The organism is Nocardioides sp. LHG3406-4, from assembly GCF_049897745.1.
Taxonomy (GTDB): domain Bacteria; phylum Actinomycetota; class Actinomycetes; order Propionibacteriales; family Nocardioidaceae; genus Nocardioides.
The window spans coordinates 60884-77089 of the sequence record NZ_JAFCWV010000007.1; the positions used below are offsets into that span (position 1 = coordinate 60884).

Genomic DNA, 16206 nt, shown 5'->3' on the forward strand with positions numbered 1-16206 from the left:
AGCCAGCCCCTCCCCTCGCAGTCGGACCCTGGATGGGGCTCATCGTAGGCCGGACTCAGCTCCGGGAGACGCGCCCTCGGACCGTGTCCACGACCGAGGTGATCTCGCGCAGGCGCAGGGCGCGGGCCATCAGCAGCAGCACCCCGAGGTCCACGAGGCCGATGGCCGTGCCTCGCCACAGGGCGGTCAGCCGGCCCGGCTGCTCGCCCCATCCCGGGAGGAGTAGGGCGACGGCTAGGGCCGCCGCCGTGGAGACGAGCACGGCCAGCACCAGCCGCACGGCGAACCGGGCGAGCCTCGGGGTGTGCAGCCCGCCGAGGCGACGGCCGAGCACGGAGTAGCTCAGGCAGGCCCCGACGAGGTACGCCGCGGCGTACGCCAGGGTCAGCGCAGGCGTGGTGTCGGCGGCGCTGGTGCGCCCCACGAGCAGGACGGCGACGGCGATGTTCACCAGGGCGACCGCGCACTGGATGAAGAAGACCGTGCGGGTCTGCTCGAGGGCGTAGAACCCGCGCAGCATCAGGTAGTGGACCGTGAACACCACCAGCCCGATCCCGAAGAGCGAGAGCGTGGGGACGAAGTTCTCCACGTTGGAGGCACCGGCCCCGAAGCTGAACACCACCGCGGCCACCTCGGGCGCGACGATCGGCAGCAGCGCCGCAAAGGGCAGCACGACGGCCAGCGCGGTGCGCAGCGTGCCGGCCAGGGTGCCGGCCAGGGCGGCGTACTCGGTGTCGCGCGCCTGCGCGGAGAGCCGGGGCAGGATCGCGGTGGCGAGCGAGACCGTGAGGATCGCGTGGGGCACCATCACGAGCAGGAACGAGCTGGAGTAGACGGTCACGCCGGTGCCGTCGGTGCTCTCCGCGGGGCCGCCGGAGGCGAGCCGGATCACCACGGTGTAGGCCGCCTGGTTGACGATCACGAACAGCACGGTCCAGATGCCCAGCCGGAGCGTGTGGCCCAGGCCGGTGCCGCGGAAGTCGAAGCGCGGCCGGTAGGTGAAGCCGGCCTTCTTGAGATAGGGCGCCAGGATCAGCAGCTGGGCGACGATCCCAGCGGTCGCTCCGAGACCGAGCAGCAGCTCCTGGCCGCTGGTGAACGCGCCGGTCCTCTCGGCGCCGGACGCCGGGCCGAAGACGAGGAGGTAGACCGCCAGCACGCCCACCGAGATGACGTTGTTGGCGATCGGCGCCCACATCATCGGGCCGAAGCGGCCGCGCGAGTTGAGGACCTGCCCGACCAGCACGAACATCCCGTAGAAGAACACCTGCGGCAGGCAGAACCGGGCGAAGTCGATGGCCGACTGGCGCTGCTCGGCCAGCCCGGGCTCGGAGTACGACGAGTCGAGGAGCACCGACATGACCAGCGGTGCGGCGACCACCAGCACGACGGTGACCACGCCGAGGAACACCGCGGCCAGGGTGATGACCCGGTTGGCGTAGGCCTCACCACCGTCGGGGTCGTCCTTCATGGACCTGACCAGCTGCGGCACGAGCACGGCGTTGAAGACACCACCGGCCAACAGGATGTAGAGCATGTTCGGCACCGTGTTGGCGATGGTGAACACGTCGGCGTGCAGCGCGTTGCCCAGCGCCGCCACGAGCAGGATCGAGCGGACGTAGCCGGAGAGCCGGGACACGGTGGTGCCGGCGGCCATCACCGCGCTGGAGGAGAGGATCCCCGCGTCGGTGCTGTTCGTCTGGCCGCTCATCTGGTCGTCGGCTCGCGCTTGACCGAGGCGGACGGGGGGGCCTCGCCGCCCGGCTCGTGCACGGGTTCGTCCCCGGAGCCGTCGCTCGACTCCGGGTGCCCGCGCAGGCGGCGGACGAGCCGGACCGCGATGGCCCCGAAGAGCATGGCCGCGCCGGCGCCCATGATCAGCCAGATCAGCAGGCTGACCTGCGCGGTCCGCACCGAGAACGTCGTGGCGGAGCCGAGCGGCTCCCCCTCGACGTCGGTGACCCGCAGGGTCACGGTGTGGATGCCCTGCCGGGTCGCGGTCGCGGCGAACAGGATCCGGCTGCGGGAGCGCGGGGCCAGGGTGATCGTCTCCGGTCCGGTGAGCTCCATGCCCCCGTCGGTGGTCGCGGCCACGCGCACGGTCACGGCCTCCGTGAGCGCGTTGGCGATGGTCGCTCCGAAGCCGCCTTCGTCGCTGGACAGGGTGACGGCGGGCGGGCCGTCGATGGTCACCTTCCCGAGGATATCGGCGATGCCGCCGGCCGAGCGCTCGGTGGCCAGCCGGGAGCTCATCGGGTTGCGGCGGGAGAAGTAGGAGAGGTCGGTGAGCGCGATGTTGCCGACCTGGTAGCCGATGCCGGCCGTGGCGTCTAGCACGCCGGAGAGGACCAGGCCGTCAGCCATCAGCGACCGGGCGCTCTCGAAGCTGCTCGCCGGGAGCTCGTCGGCGAGCTCGTCGTCGGGATAGCTGAGCGCGTCGTCGGCCAGGGGGACCGAGCGGTCGGCCACCACGTCGGAGAGCTCACGGATCCGCAGCACACCCTCGGCGAAGCTGTCGTAGAGCTCGTCGGCGTCAGCGGGGTCCCAGGTCGGCGGCGGCACGACGATGATCGGCGTCCGGTCTCCAGTGACCATCCTCACGGCGGCCTCGCTGAGCAGCCGCTGGCGTACGGCGATCGGCGAGCTGGGCGACTCCGGACCGGGTCCGCCGGCGGCCGCGCCCGACGACGTCATCGCGATCTGGTGGTCCAGCAGCGTGCCCGCGGACGGTGCCGTCCCCCCGGCGCTGGCGACCGCCGCATCCGAGAGGAGGACCAGCGACTCGCGGGGGGCCCGGGCGATCGCCTCCGGGCTCAGGTAGCCGGTGGGTGGGGCGAGGGCGGGGCTGGCGGCCACGTCGAGCCCGGTCATCACGTCGGCCGACCGATCCATCGCCAGGTCGTAGACCTCGGGTGCGTGCCGGGCCGCGGCCGACATGTCGAGGTCGCCGTACGGCAGGGTCAGGATGGGTCGGGTCGCCATCGCCTGCTGGAAGAGGTCGAGCCAGGTGGTCGCGGCGGCCGCGGCGGCGGCGTTCTCGGGCGACAGGTCCTGCTCGGCCGGGGGCTCGGTGGCCGTGGGCGGAGCGGGGGACTCGGTGGCCGAGGGCGACTCGGCCTCGGGCGCCTCCGTCTCCTCGCTGCCCGGCAGCGGCGAGAGGCTCAGCGGCGGGTTGCCGTCCTCCAGTGCCGTCACCGCTTGCACGACGGCGGGGTCGACCAGCCAGGTGACCGGGTGGGTGCCCGCGCTCTGGCCGGCGCGCAGCACGTTGGTGAGGCGGCCGCGCGGACCCAGCCGGCGGGCCCACTGCGCGGGGTTGGAGACCCGGCCGTCGGGGTCGTGGTGCACCGTCGCGCGCAGCGGCAGCACGAGCGCGGCGTCGATCGGGCGAGCACCCTCGGGGAGGAGCGGGATGAAGGTGCGGGCGCGGCCGTCGGCCCGGCCGTCGCTGGGGGCGCTGGGCGAGTCGCCGAGGGCGTGCACGCCGATCCAGTAGACCCCCGCCTCGACACCGAGGTCGGCGCGCGGCACGGTCGCCGTGAACGGTGCCTCGTCACCGGGCTCGAGGCTCTCGATCGTCTCGAACGTCCCCGCCTCGATGATCCGGTCCCCGACGTACTTGTCGGGCTCGGACTCGGCGGCCGTGGCCAGGGTCGCCGCGTCGGTGATCGGCGTGGTCGAGCGGAACGCCTGCACGTTGACGCCGGTCCAGGTCTCGGTGGTGGTGTTCGTGACGGTGCCGGTGATCGTCACGTCGGTGTCGGCCTCGACGACCGACGGGCTGAGGGTGGCGATCTTGATGTCGAGCGGAGCGGTGGCGTCCTCCGCCTGCCCGCCGGCCTTGGCGGCCCTGGTGGCCCTGGTGGCCCCGGCGGCCCCGGTGGTCTTGGTGATCTTGGCGGTCCCGACGCCGGAGGCCCGGTCGTCGCGACCTGGGCCGGTGATCGCGTTCGCCGCCGGCACCGCACCCATCAGACAGGTCGCCGCCGCCAGGACACCCGCAAGGGCAGCCGTCAGCGATGGGGGGCGAAACACCCCCCGACTGTAGTGCGGCTTGCCCGGCCGGAGGCGGAGGGCCGCACGGATGCCGGTCTGCCCGCGCTCCTTTCGTAGACTGCCCTGTCGTGCCCGACGCCACCGCACCACGCCCCGAAACCCCTGCCCGGGACGGCGTGCGCCCCGCTCCGCTCTCGATGGTCGAGGTGCAGCAGTCGGTGGCCCGCGAGCTCGACCGGATCGGCTCGGTCATCGACGAGCTCGGGGGTCGGTTCGAGGCTGCGGGCGAGCAGCTGGCCCTGGTCGGCGGGCCCGTGCGCGACGCGATGCTCGGCCGCCTCCAGAACGACCTCGACTTCACCACGTCGGCCCTGCCCGAGGTGACCGAGCGGCTGGTGTCGGGCTGGGCGGACGCCGTGTGGGACATGGGCCGGGACTTCGGCACCATCGGCTGCCGCAAGGGGCCCTGGCAGGTCGAGATCACGACGTACCGCGCCGAGAGCTACGACCCGTCCTCGCGCAAGCCCGAGGTCGCCTTCGGCGACTCGCTCGCCGGCGACCTGGGCCGGCGCGACTTCACCGTCAACGCGATGGCGGTGACCGTCCCTGGCCGTCTCTTCGAGGACCCGTACGGCGGCATCGCCGACCTCGCCGAGCGCGTGCTGCGCACCCCTGGCCGGCCCGAGGACTCCTTCTCCGACGACCCGCTGCGGATGATGCGCGCGGCCAGGTTCGCCGCCCAGCTGGGCTTCGACGTGGCACCGGAGGTGGTCGCGGCGATGACCGCGATGGCCGACCGCATCTCCATCATCTCCGCGGAGCGGGTGCGCGACGAGCTCGTGAAGCTGGTCTGCGCGCCGTACCCCCGGCGAGGGCTGACCCTGCTGGTCGAGACCGGGCTGGCCGCCATCGTCCTGCCGGAGCTGCCGGCGCTGGCGCTCGAGCGGGACGAGCACCACCGGCACAAGGACGTCTACGAGCACACCCTGACCGTGCTCGAGCAGGCGATCGACCTGGAGACCGCCCGGGGCGGACCGGACGCGCCGCCCGACTTCGTGGGCCGCTTCGCCGCCCTGATGCACGACGTCGGCAAGCCGCGCACCCGCCGCTTCGCCGGCGACGGCACCGTGACCTTCCACCACCACGACGTAGTCGGCGCCAAGATCACGCGTCGGCGGATGAAGGCGCTGCGCTTCTCCAACGACGAGATCGCCGCGGTGGCGAAGCTGGTCGAGCTGCACCTGCGCTTCCACGGCTACGGCTCGGGGGAGTGGACCGACTCCGCCGTACGCCGCTACGTCCGCGACGCCGGCGACCAGCTCGAGCGCCTGCACATCCTCACCCGCGCCGACTGCACGACGCGCAACCAGCGCAAGGCCGAGCGGCTGCGCCGCACCTACGACGAGCTGGAGGAGCGCGTCGCCCGGCTGTCGGAGGAGGAGGAGCTCGCCTCGATCCGGCCCGACCTGGACGGCACCCAGATCATGGAGGTCCTCGGAATCGGGCCCGGCCGGGACGTGGGCGAGGCCTACCGGTTCCTGCTGGAGCTGCGGATGGACCACGGGCCCCAGGACCCCGACGTCGTACGCGCCGCGCTGCTCGAGTGGTGGGCCTCGCGCTAGCGGCTGGTCCGCAGACCAGCCGGCCGACGCCGACTCCGAGCCCACCCGGCGCTACCCGTAGCGTGCTGCCCCATGAGCGATGAACCTGCCCTTCTCGAGGAGACGATCGAGGTGGCCGCCCCGGTCGAGCGGGTCTGGGCGCTGGTCTCCGACCTGCCGCGGCTCGCCGAGTGGAGCCCGCAGGTCGTGAGGAGCATCAAGCGCAGCTCCGGGCCGATCCAGCTGGGCACCGCGCTGGTCAACATCAACCGCCGCGGCCCCCTGGTGTGGCCGACCCGTTCGAGGGTGGTGCGCTTCGAGCCGCACCGCGAGATCGCGTTCCGGATCACCGACAACCAGATGGTCTGGTCGTTCACCCTCGAGCCGATCGAGGCGGACGGGTCCGGCGGCACCCGGATCACCCAGCGCCGCCAGGCGCCCGACGGGATCGGCGCCATCTCGCGCCGCCTCATCGCCATCGCGTTCGGCGGCCAGGAGACGTACGGCGAGGAGCTGCGGCAGGGCATGCGGGCGACCCTGGCTCGGGTCAAGGTCGCGGCGGAGGGCTGAGGGCGGCCCGGAGTCACCGGATATCCGGTGACTCCCAGGGTTCGTGACCCCTGCACAGGCCACAAACCCTGAGACTCGCCCGCGAACCTCAGTCGAGCTGTCGGCGCACCGCCTCCTCGATCACCCCGTCATCAGCCCCGAGCGCCCGCGCCCTCAGCACGTACGCCGCGGCGAGGTCGTCGACCCGCTGACCTGTCGCGGCATCGGCGGAGGTGCCAGCGACGCCTGCGGTCCGGGCGACCCGGGTGCCGCCGCCACGGCGCGTCTCCAGCAAGCCGGCCGCCTCCAGCTCGCGGTACGCGCGAGCGACCGTGCCGACGGCGAGCCCGAGATCGCCGGCCAGCTGCCGCAGCGGCGGCACCCGGTCGCCAGCAGTGAGCCCGCCGACGCCGATCAGGTCGGCGAGCTGGCGTCGTACCTGCTCGTAGGGCGGCGTCGGGTCGGCGGGGTCGACGGTGACGAGAGCGCTCATCGCACGGCGACGCGCTCGGGGGCGCCCAGCCGGTCGTTGAGCAGCAGCCGCACGCCACACCAGACGGCCACCACCAGCGCGAAGGGCACGCTGACCAGCAGGGCGATGTCGAACGCCGACGTCCACCCGGTCCCGCACGCGCTGCCGCCGGCCTCGGACACCGCAGCCAGCGCGGTCACCGCCACACCGACGTGCGTCGCGGCGAGGGACAGCCCCACCGCCGCCACGATGACGGTGAGCGAGCGAGTGCGCAGGGAGTCGTCGCCGTACTCGGAGGGCGCGAAGCCGCGAGGGCGCCGCACGACGGCGCGGGCCGCCCACACGCCGACCACCGTCACCAGGGCCAGGATCCCCAGCAGTGGGTAGCTGTAGAAGCTGCCCGGATAGGGAGTTGCCGAGAAGCCCGCGCCGACGTCGTGGCAGGTCAGGCTGCGACCGGCCCGGCCCAGGTCGTCAGCAGTCGCGGTGGCGGTGGTGAGCACCAGAGTCGCCACGAGGACGGTGGCCTGCACCGCTACGGTCCAGGCCAGCGGACGAGGCAGGAAGGCCCACACCCGTCGTGGCTCGAGCGACGCGCTCCGCGGTCCCGACGTACGCCGAGGCCGGACGACCGTCTCCCCGACCGCGACGCCGAGCATGACGCCCAAGCCCACGGTCGCCGGGGCGAGCAGCAGTCCGCGGCCCAGGTCGAGCGTGTACGTCGAGGTGACGGCGGCCGCCAGTCCCACGGCTCCACCGAGGATCCGGATCGCCACGACGGCCAGCCACTCGCGGCCCGTCTCCACGTCCCGGCGGGCGAACGCCAGCAGCACAGTCAGCATGACGACGACGAACACCACCGGGAGCAGACCCAGCACGAGGAGCTCGATCAGACCGATACCGAACACGATCCACCCTTGTGTCAAGACATTGATACAAAGGTGAGGATGCAGACGAGCCCGGTTTGTGTCAAGCGTTCGACACAAACCGGGCTCGTGAGGTGAAGCTAGAAGCGGGTCACTCCCCGCGGATGAACTTCTCCAGCTCCAGGCGACCGATGTCGTCGGGCATCTGCACCGGGGGCGACTTCATGAGGTACGTCGACGCGGGGATGATCGGGCCGCCGATGCCGCGGTCGAGGGCGATCTTCGCGGCGCGGACGGCGTCGATGATGATGCCGGCCGAGTTGGGGGAGTCCCAGACCTCGAGCTTGTACTCGAGGTTCAGCGGCACGTCACCGAAGGCGCGACCCTCGAGGCGCACGTAGGCCCACTTGCGGTCGTCGAGCCACGCGACGTAGTCGGACGGGCCGATGTGCACGTTGCGGTCGCTGACCTTGTCGGCGAGCTCGCCCTTGAGGTTGGAGGTCACCGCCTGGGTCTTGGAGACCTTCTTGGACTCCAGACGCTCACGCTCGAGCATGTTCTTGAAGTCCATGTTGCCGCCGACGTTGAGCTGGTAGGTGCGGTCGAGCGCGACGCCGCGGTCCTCGAACAGCTTGGCCATCACCCGGTGGGTGATGGTCGCGCCGACCTGGCTCTTGATGTCGTCGCCGACGATCGGCACGCCCGCGTCCTCGAACTTCTTGGCCCACACGGGGTCGGAGGCGATGAAGACGGGCAGCGCGTTGACGAAGCCCACGCCGGCGTCGATCGCGCACTGGGCGTAGAACTTGTCGGCCTGCTCGGAGCCCACCGGCAGGTAGGAGACGAGCACGTCGGCCTTGGCGTCCTTGAGCGCCTGCACGATGTCGACCGGCTCGGCCGCCGACTCCTCGATGGTCTCGCGGTAGTACTTGCCGAGACCGTCCATCGTCGGGCCGCGCTGCACCTCGATCCCGAGGGTGGGGACGTCCGCGATCTTGATGGTGTTGTTCTCCGAGGCGTTGATGGCCTCGGAAAGGTCCTTGCCGACCTTCTTGTCATCGACGTCGAACGCGGCGACGAACTGCACGTCGGAGACGTGGTAGTCACCGAACTTGACGTGCATGAGACCCGGGACGGAGCCCTCGGGGTCGGCGTCCTTGTAGTACTCCACGCCCTGGATCAGGGATGTGGCGCAGTTGCCTACTCCCACGATTGCCACTCGTACCGAACCCATGAGGGTCTCCTTCATCTCCGTGAGTCGTTGAACTTGGTGCTATTCGGTGTGCTCTGGTGCAGGCGCGGGGGTGGCCCGCTCCGCATTGATCAGGTCGGACAGCCAGCGAACTTCCCGCTCGACCGACTCGACCCCGTGACGCTGCAGCTCGATGGCGTACCGGTCGACTTCCTTCTGCGTGCGGGCCAGGTCGGTCTGCACCCGGTCGAGACGCTCCTGGAGTCGGGTACGACGGCCCTCAAGCACGCGCAGCCGGATCTCCATGTCGGTGCGACCGAAGAAGGCGAACCGGATGCCGAAGTTGTCGTCCTCCCACGCGGTGGGCCCGACCTCGGCCATCAGCCGCTCGAACTCCCGGTGCCCGGCCTCGGTGACCTCGTAGACGATGCGCGGCCGACGGGTGACCGGGGCGGGGTCGCCCGTGGCCTCCTCGATGAGGTCGGCGCGCAGCATCTTCTTCAAGGTCGGGTAGAGCGACCCGTAGGACAGCACCCGACCCCAGCCGAGCATGAGGTTCAGGCGCTTGCGCAGCTCGTATCCGTGCATGGGTCCCTCGTGCAGCAGTCCGAGGACTGCGAGCTCGATGGTTTCTGCGCGACGTGCCACAGACCTATCGTAGCGATATATCCGCGCCACCTGAAACCGCGGGATGACAGCGGGGCATCCGGCGTTGATTACCCTTACCGCCGTGAGTCCTAAGCGCCGAGCCGACGGCCCCCCCGTGACCAAGCGCCCCAAGAAGCAACCGGTCGCGCGCGGCACCCGGGTGCGACGCATCCTCAAGTGGCTGCTGGTGGTCGTGCTCGTCGGCGCTCTCCTCGGGGCCGGCACCTTCGTCGCGCTCTACCAGGCGATCGACATCCCGGACCCCAACGAGGACTTCGAGACCCAGACCAGCTTCGTCTACTACGCCGACGGCAAGAGCGAGCTGGGCCGCTTCGCCAACCAGAACCGCGACTCCATCCCGCTCGACGAGATGCCCGACACGGTCAAGGACGCGGTGATCGCCGCAGAGAACCGGTCGTTCTACACCGACAAGGGCATCGATCCCAAGGGCATCCTGCGAGCGGCGTTCTCCAACGCCAGCGGCGGCAGCACCCAGGGCGCGTCGACGATCACCCAGCAGTACGTCAAGATCCTCTACCTCACCAGCGAGCGCAGCCTCCAGCGCAAGATCACTGAGGCGATCCTGTCGCTGAAGATCCAGCGCGAGGTGAGCAAGCAGGAGATCCTCGAGGGCTACCTCAACACGATCTACTTCGGCCGCGGCGCCTACGGCATCCAGGCCGCGGCGCAGGCCTTCTTCGACAAGCCCGCCGCCAAGCTCAACCTCCGCGAGTCGGCGGTGCTGGCCAGCGTGCTGAACAACCCGAGCAACCTCGACCCGGCCAACGGGAAGGACGCCAAGGAGGCCCTGCGGGTGCGCTACGAGTACACCTTGGGCGGCATGGCCGACATGGACAAGATCTCGTCCGAGGAGGCCGAGAAGGCGGCCAAGCGGCTCCCGAAGTTCCCGAAGATCAAGGTGGAGAGCCAGCTCGGCGGCCAGAAGGGCCACATGTTGCAGCTGGTGCGCGACGAGCTGAAGCGCCTGCAGTTCACCGACGAGCAGATCGACGGCGACGGCCTACGGGTCACCACGACGTTCACGCCCGCGGCCATGGCCGCCGCGAAGGACGGCGTACTCGCCCAGCGCCCGGAGGGCTTCGGCGACAAGCAGCTGCACATCGGTGCGGCGCTGGTCGAGCCGGGCACCGGCGCGGTGCGCGGGTTCTACGCCGGGCAGGACTACCTCGACTCCCAGATCAACTGGGCCGCGACCGGCGGCATGGCGGGGTCGACGATCAAGCCGCTCACCATCGCTGCGGCGATCAAGCAGGGCTTCAGCCTCAACGACTCCTTCGAGGGCAACTCGCCCTACGAGTTCCCGGACGGCCTGACCGTCAACAACGAGGGCGTCGGCTCCGACGGGCTCGGCAACGACTACGGCTCGTCGGTCGACCTGATCAGTGCAGCCGAGCAGTCCATCAACACCGCCTTCGTCGACATGTCCGCCTCGATGGACAACGGGCCCGAGTCGATCTACGACATGGCGCGTGCCCTCGGCATCCCGGGCAACAAGCCCTCCAGCAAGTTCCCGGGCATCCCGATGCGCTCGACGGACTTCATGCCCGACGACACCTTGATCACCCTGGGTCGCGGCCGCGTGAGCCCGATCAACATGGCCAACGCCTACGCCACCATCGCCAACGGCGGCGAGCGTGCCGACGCGCACGTGATCGAGAAGGTCGTCGGCAAGGACGGCGAGGTGCTCTACAACCGTCCGGAGAAGACCCGCCCCGCGGTCGACGAGGACATCGCTGCCGACACGTCGTACGCCATGCAGCAGGTGGTGCAGAACGGCACCGGCCAGGCCGCGCTGGCGCTCGGCCGGCCCGCGGCCGGCAAGACGGGTACGGCGACCAACGACAAGGGCGCGGTGTCCTCGGCCTGGTTCGCCGGCTACACCCCGCAGCTCGCGGCGGCCGTGATGTACATACGCGGCGACGGCGACGACCAGCTCGACGGCTGGCTGCCGTCGTACTTCGGCGCCGACTACCCCGCGGACACCTGGACCGCGATCATGCAGCAGGCCACCGAGGGCATGGACGTCGAGGACTTCCCCGAGCCGGTCTTCGTCGACGGCGAGGCGCCCTCCGAGGGTCACGAGCCCTACGTGCCGCCGCCCCCGCCGCCGACCCACAAGCCGACGAAGAAGCCGCCCAAGCCGCCGAAGCCGACGCCCACTCCCACCCCCACACCGACTCCGACGCCGCCGGTCCCGACGCCGCCGGTCCCGCCGCCGCCCGTGCCGCCGGTGCCGCCGACGACGCCTCCCCCGCCGGTCCCGCCGCCGCCGGTGCCGCCGACCACCCCCCCGCCGTCGTAAGCACACGGTGATGGGGAAGGCCTCGGGCGAGGAGTTCGAGCAGCGGGTCCACCCGACGCTCGACGACCCCGTCGTGGCCGGGGTGTCGGAGTCGGTGGGTGGGCCGATGGGCACGCACGGCGCCCCGTCGCGGTTCTGGTCGCCGGTCGGTGTGCTGCTGCTGCTGACCGCGCTGTGCTTCGCCGTCGGCATGGCGCAGAAGGCGTCGTGCGCCAACTCGGTGTGGCAGAACGGCGCCGAGAACTACAACCACATGTGCTACTCCGACCTGCCGCCGCTCTACTACGGGCGCGGGCTGGCCGACGGGCACTGGCCCTACTCCGACGACCCGGTGGTGCGAGCGCAGTTCGAGGTTATGGAGTACCCCGTCGGGATCTCCTACTGGGCGTGGGCCACCGCCGAGGTGACCCGCGCCATCGCGCCGGGCGGGAGCGGCCGCGACGTCGCGACCGAGGCCCGGCTCTACACGGCGGTCAACGCGGTGGGCTTCGCGCTGCTGGCACTGCTGGCCACGTGGTTCCTGGCCGGCGTGCACAGACGCCGGCCCTGGGACGCGGCGGGATTCGCCGTCGCCCCGACGCTGGCGCTCACGGCCCTGATCAACTGGGACCTCCTGGCGGTGACGCTGGTGGCCGGGGCGCTGTGGGCCTGGTCGCGGAACCGACCCGTGCTCACCGGGGTGCTCATCGGGCTGGGTGCCGCGGCCAAGCTCTACCCGTTGTTCCTGCTGGGCGGGATCTTCGTCATCTGCCTGGGGCGAGTGCGCTCGCGCGGCCCGGACCGCGACTCCGACGCACTGCTGACGTTCGCGCGGGTGGCCGGCGCAGCGGTCGCGGCGTGGGTCCTCGCCAACGCCCCGGCGTACCTCTCCGGCCCCGCGCAGTGGAAGGTCTTCTGGACGTTCAACTCCGAGCGGGGAGCCGACCTCGGCTCGATCTGGCTGCTGATGCAGCAGGCGCTCGACCACACCATGCAGCCCGACCTCATCAACAAGGTGTCGTGGCTGTTCTTCGGCGCGTGGTGCGTCGGGGTGCTGCTGCTCGGGCTGGCTGCGCCGGTGACGCCGCGCCTGGCGCAGCTCGGCCTGCTGATCGTGGCGGGCTTCCTGCTGGTCAACAAGGTCTACTCGCCGCAGTACGTCCTGTGGCTGCTGCCCCTGGCGGTGCTGGCCAGCCCGCGCTGGCGCGACCTGCTGATCTGGCAGGCCGGTGAGGTCCTCTACTTCGCGTGCGTGTGGTGGTACCTCGGCGAGTACCTCGCGCCCGCCGGCGGCGGGGACGCCGGGTTCTACTGGCTGGCGATCCTGCTGCGGATGGCGGCCGAGCTCTACCTGGTGGCGGTGGTGGCCCGCGACATCCTGCGCCCGCAGCACGACCCGGTCGGGGACCGGCGGGAGCTCGGGTGGTCCGCCCGCCCGTCGGGGCGGCTGCTCAGTCGATCGTGACGACGTCGAACGTCGTGGCCGTGTAGCGCACCCGCACGTCGATCTGGTCGCCGACCTGGGGCACCCGAGCGCCCGAGGGCACGAACAGCAGGGAGGCCTGCATGTGCGGGGGCTCGGCGAAGAGCCGCTGCTTGCCGTCGATGGAGTACGGCGACCGCACGAACCCGACGGCGTCGAGACCGCCCCGGGCCAGCGTGGCCGCCCGGGCCTTCAGCGACGACTCCCCGGTGGGGGCCTCGAGGCCGATGCCGTGCGCCGTACCTCCCGACACCACGAGCAGGTGGCCCGACTTGGGCGCCGTGCGGCTGCGGTAGCCGAACGAGTCGCCGCGCTCGAGCGGGTGCACGTCGAGGACGGTCGCGGTCACCCGCAGGGCTCCGCGGTCGCCGAGCCACAGCCCGGTGCCGACGCGTGGACGGATCGTGAAGTCGGCGTAGGAGGTGCGCAGCGTGTCCAGCTCGTCGGCGGTGAGGTGGCTGACCCAGACGGTGCGGGTGGCGAGCCCGGAGCCGACGATGTCGTTGAGCAGCCGCCGGACCTCCCCGAGGTGGGAGCCCTGGGCCAGCGGCAGGTGCAGGGCGATGCCGGACAGTCCGCCCCCCGCCCGCTGGGTCTCGAGGTCGAGGGTGCGCAGCTCGCGCCCGGACATGCCGTGCCGCCGCATCGAGGTGGCGAGCTCGAGCACGTAGCGGGCCCGGGGGTCGCGGGCGCGCAGGGCCGCCAGGTCGGCGGGCCGGCTGACGGTGTGCACCACCCGGGACGCGATGGCGGGGTCGACCTCGAGCGCCGGCCCGAAGGGGCGCCACGGGGTGAGCACCAGCAGGTCGCCGCTGAACCGGGTGGCGACCCCGCCGAGCTCGACGTAGGTGCCGACCGCGAGCGTGTCGACGCCCAGGCCCAGCTCGCACAGCCACTGCGCCTTGCGGGCCAGCCGACCGTTGCCGAAGCCGTAGCCGTTGCCCTTCGCGACGGGCACGAGTCCGGGCGTGTGCTCGGCGACGTCGCGGAGGTGACGGCGCCAGCGGTCGCCGTCGACGCTCAGGGTGAGGCTCATCCGCGCCTCTTCATGTAGGCCTCGAAGGCCTTGTAGAGGGGCTTGTTGAGCGGCAGGTCCCACTCCCCGGCGTACTCGACGGCCTCGCCGCCGGTGCCGACCTTGAACTGGATCAGCCCGACGTGCGGGTCCTCGGCGTCGAGGGTGTCGGTGATGCCGCGCAGGTCGTAGACGGCGCAGCCCGCCGAGATGGCGTCCTGCATCATCGCCCACTGGACGGCGTTGGAACCGCGGACGTCGCGCTTCTCGGTGGAGGAGGCCCCGTAGGAGTACCACGCATGGGTGCCCACCCGGATCGCGATGGTCGCCGCGACCAGGTCGGCCTCGTGCCGGGCCAGGTGCACGACGATCCGGTCGCCGGCCTCCGCCGAGAGGGCGTCGTACATCGTGGTGAAGTACGACAGCGGTCGCGGTGTGAAGCCGTCGCGCTCGGCGGTGTGCACGTAGAGGTCGTGGAAGGCCTTCAGGTCCTCCGCGCCGCCGCGGGCGACCTCGACGCCCTCCTTCGCGGCCTTCTTGATGTTGCGGCGCCACTGCTGGTTCATCGCCTTGAGGACGTCGTCCTCCGTGCGTCCCGCGAGCGGGACGTGGAAGTTGTACTGCGGCTGGCCGGCCGCGAAACCGCCCGCGACGGACTGCGGGCGCCAGCCGAGCTCGTGGAGCTGGGAGACGACGCGGGCGCCGGTCTGGCCGCGCTCGAGCGGAGGCACGTCGTCGAGGCGGCGTACGGCGGGATCGGCGATGCCCTCCTTGACCTGCGCGGCGCTCCAGCGCCGGGTGACCACCGGCGGGCCCATGCGTACGCCGAACGCGCCCTGCTTCTTCAGGTGCGCCGCCAACGGGGCGAGCCAGGCGGCGAGGTCGTCGCTCTCCCAGTCGATGACCGGGCCCTCGGGCAGGTAGGCGAGGTACCTCTTGAGCCGGGGCAGCTGGCGGTAGAGCACGAGCGCCGAGCCGACGGTCTGCCCGTCGCGCTCCCAGACGACCGACTCGCTGCGCCACTCGGGCTTCACCGCCGCCCAGGCGGGGGTCTGCAGGAAGCTCGCGGAGTCCTGGCGAGCGAGGAACTCCAGGTGCTCGGCGGCGGTGGCCGAGCGCAGGGACAAGGGGGAGCTCAGGGGGGAGGGTGACACGGGGCCGAGGCTACCCGGCCGGGCGACTGGAGCAGGAGCCACAACAGGGGCTCGACGAGACCCCCGTCCCTGTCGAGCCCCTGTTCGCCCGTGTTGCAGGCGATCTACCCGAGCCTTGAGGCCCGCAAACCTCAGAGTCGCTCGCGGAGCCAGGCGAAGTCGGCCGAGTGCTCGTTGGCGCCACCCGGCGTCTCGCAGACCACGGGTGCGCCCGCGTCGCGGACCACGGCGGCCAGCAGGTCCGGATCGATCTTGCCGGCGCCGAAGTTGGCGTGCCGGTCGGCGCCGGAGTCGAACTCGTCGCGGCTGTCGTTGCAGTGCACGAGATCGATGCGGCCGGTGATCTTGAGGACGTCCTCGACGATCGTCTCCAGCGGGTTGCCGCCCGCGTGCGCGTGGCAGGTGTCGAGGCAGAACCCGACCAGGTCGGCGCCGTCGGTGCCCTCGATCGCCGACCACACCCCGGCGATGCGCTCGAGGTAGCGGGTCATCGCGTTGTCGCCGCCGGCGGTGTTCTCGATGAGCAGCGGCAGCTTGAGGTCGGTGGCCGCGACGGCCTTGCGCCAGTTGTCGAAGCCGACGCTCGGGTCGTCGTCCTTGTTGACGTGCCCGCCGTGGACGATCAGCCCCTTGGCGCCGATCTCCGCTGCGGCGTCGACGTGCTGCTGGAGCAGCTTGCGGCTGGGGATGCGGATCCGGTTGTTGGTGGTCGCGACGTTGACGATGTAGGGAGCGTGGACGTAGAGGTCGATCCCGGCGGCCTCGGCGTCGGCGCGCAGTCCCGCCGCGCCGCCGGCGTACCGCACCTCGGGGCCCTTGTAGCCCTGCGGGTCGCCCAGGAAGAACTGGACGAGCGTGGTGTCGCGGGCGCGCGCCTCGGCGATCGGGTCGGTCTGGTCGACGTGGGCTCCGATGGTGATGCTCATGG

The 16206-nt window shown here is 71.5% G+C and carries 13 protein-coding genes; 4 read left to right on the forward strand and 9 right to left on the reverse strand.

Going from position 1 to position 16206, the window contains the following annotated elements; translation table 11 throughout:
* Positions 1–55 precede the first annotated feature (55 nt).
* Together murJ and ACP7BP_RS20085 are read right to left on the reverse strand one after the other, a co-directional pair.
* Complete coding sequence (gene murJ / locus ACP7BP_RS20080; protein WP_426247275.1) at positions 56–1711, reverse strand: murein biosynthesis integral membrane protein MurJ; 1656 nt, start codon at positions 1709–1711, stop codon at positions 56–58.
* On the reverse strand, positions 1708–4035 hold the full coding sequence (locus ACP7BP_RS20085; protein ID WP_426247277.1) for a DUF6049 family protein: 2328 nt from the start codon (positions 4033–4035) through the stop codon (positions 1708–1710). Before ACP7BP_RS20085 ends, murJ begins: the two co-directional genes overlap by 4 nt.
* Positions 4036–4193: 158 nt before the next feature.
* On the opposite strand from ACP7BP_RS20085, the gene ACP7BP_RS20090 reads away from it, so the two are divergent.
* Both ACP7BP_RS20090 and ACP7BP_RS20095 read left to right on the forward strand, forming a co-directional pair.
* Complete coding sequence (locus tag ACP7BP_RS20090; protein ID WP_426247530.1) at positions 4194–5618, forward strand: CCA tRNA nucleotidyltransferase; 1425 nt, start codon at positions 4194–4196, stop codon at positions 5616–5618.
* 72 nt (positions 5619–5690) lie between these two features.
* The gene (locus ACP7BP_RS20095; RefSeq protein ID WP_426247279.1) at positions 5691–6167 is read left to right on the forward strand and encodes an SRPBCC family protein; all 477 of its coding nucleotides are present in this window, start codon (positions 5691–5693) and stop codon (positions 6165–6167) included.
* Positions 6168–6255: 88 nt separating this feature from the next.
* Here ACP7BP_RS20095 and ACP7BP_RS20100 read toward each other — a convergent pair whose 3' ends face one another.
* The 4 genes from ACP7BP_RS20100 to ACP7BP_RS20115 form a co-directional block, all read right to left on the reverse strand.
* Entirely contained in the window at positions 6256–6639 is a 384-nt protein-coding gene (locus tag ACP7BP_RS20100; protein WP_426247281.1) for a GntR family transcriptional regulator, read from the reverse strand.
* The gene (locus ACP7BP_RS20105; protein ID WP_426247283.1) at positions 6636–7526 is read right to left on the reverse strand and encodes a hypothetical protein; all 891 of its coding nucleotides are present in this window, start codon (positions 7524–7526) and stop codon (positions 6636–6638) included. Before ACP7BP_RS20105 ends, ACP7BP_RS20100 begins: the two co-directional genes overlap by 4 nt.
* A gap of 109 nt (positions 7527–7635) precedes the next feature.
* A complete protein-coding gene (locus tag ACP7BP_RS20110; protein ID WP_426247285.1) occupies positions 7636–8718 on the reverse strand; it encodes an inositol-3-phosphate synthase in 1083 nt (360 codons plus the stop codon).
* A 39-nt stretch (positions 8719–8757) separates the two neighbouring features.
* Positions 8758–9324, reverse strand: coding sequence for a PadR family transcriptional regulator (locus tag ACP7BP_RS20115; protein ID WP_426247287.1), 567 nt, complete (start codon positions 9322–9324; stop codon positions 8758–8760).
* 82 nt (positions 9325–9406) lie between these two features.
* Here ACP7BP_RS20115 and ACP7BP_RS20120 point away from each other — a divergent pair, with 82 nt between their 5' ends.
* Together ACP7BP_RS20120 and ACP7BP_RS20125 are read left to right on the forward strand one after the other, a co-directional pair.
* Positions 9407–11647: a transglycosylase domain-containing protein gene (locus tag ACP7BP_RS20120; protein ID WP_426247289.1), complete on the forward strand. Its 2241-nt coding sequence runs from the start codon at positions 9407–9409 to the stop codon at positions 11645–11647.
* Between the two features lie 10 nt (positions 11648–11657).
* Complete coding sequence (locus ACP7BP_RS20125) at positions 11658–13091, forward strand: glycosyltransferase family 87 protein (RefSeq protein ID WP_426247291.1); 1434 nt, start codon at positions 11658–11660, stop codon at positions 13089–13091.
* On the opposite strand, the gene ACP7BP_RS20130 is transcribed toward ACP7BP_RS20125, so the two are convergent.
* The 3 genes from ACP7BP_RS20130 to ACP7BP_RS20140 form a co-directional block, all read right to left on the reverse strand.
* On the reverse strand, positions 13078–14145 hold the full coding sequence (locus ACP7BP_RS20130) for an alanine racemase (RefSeq protein WP_426247293.1): 1068 nt from the start codon (positions 14143–14145) through the stop codon (positions 13078–13080). The two genes, ACP7BP_RS20125 and ACP7BP_RS20130, sit on opposite strands and share 14 nt — an antisense overlap.
* On the reverse strand, positions 14142–15278 hold the full coding sequence (locus ACP7BP_RS20135) for a lipid II:glycine glycyltransferase FemX (RefSeq protein WP_426247295.1): 1137 nt from the start codon (positions 15276–15278) through the stop codon (positions 14142–14144). Before ACP7BP_RS20135 ends, ACP7BP_RS20130 begins: the two co-directional genes overlap by 4 nt.
* 131 nt (positions 15279–15409) lie before the next feature.
* Positions 15410–16204, reverse strand: a complete 795-nt coding sequence (locus tag ACP7BP_RS20140; protein WP_426247297.1) for a deoxyribonuclease IV — start codon at positions 16202–16204, stop codon at positions 15410–15412.
* Between the last annotated feature and the right edge of the window lie 2 nt (positions 16205–16206).

Coding starts and splice junctions, on each gene's coding strand:
- murJ (WP_426247275.1), bottom strand. CDS start 1,711: ATGAGCGGCCAGACGAACAGCACCGACGCGGGGATCCTCTCCTCCAGC.
- ACP7BP_RS20125 (WP_426247291.1), top strand. CDS start 11,658: ATGGGGAAGGCCTCGGGCGAGGAGTTCGAGCAGCGGGTCCACCCGACG.
- ACP7BP_RS20090 (WP_426247530.1), top strand. CDS start 4,194: ATGGTCGAGGTGCAGCAGTCGGTGGCCCGCGAGCTCGACCGGATCGGC.
- ACP7BP_RS20095 (WP_426247279.1), top strand. CDS start 5,691: ATGAGCGATGAACCTGCCCTTCTCGAGGAGACGATCGAGGTGGCCGCC.
- ACP7BP_RS20110 (WP_426247285.1), bottom strand. CDS start 8,718: ATGGGTTCGGTACGAGTGGCAATCGTGGGAGTAGGCAACTGCGCCACA.
- ACP7BP_RS20140 (WP_426247297.1), bottom strand. CDS start 16,204: ATGAGCATCACCATCGGAGCCCACGTCGACCAGACCGACCCGATCGCC.
- ACP7BP_RS20130 (WP_426247293.1), bottom strand. CDS start 14,145: ATGAGCCTCACCCTGAGCGTCGACGGCGACCGCTGGCGCCGTCACCTC.
- ACP7BP_RS20100 (WP_426247281.1), bottom strand. CDS start 6,639: ATGAGCGCTCTCGTCACCGTCGACCCCGCCGACCCGACGCCGCCCTAC.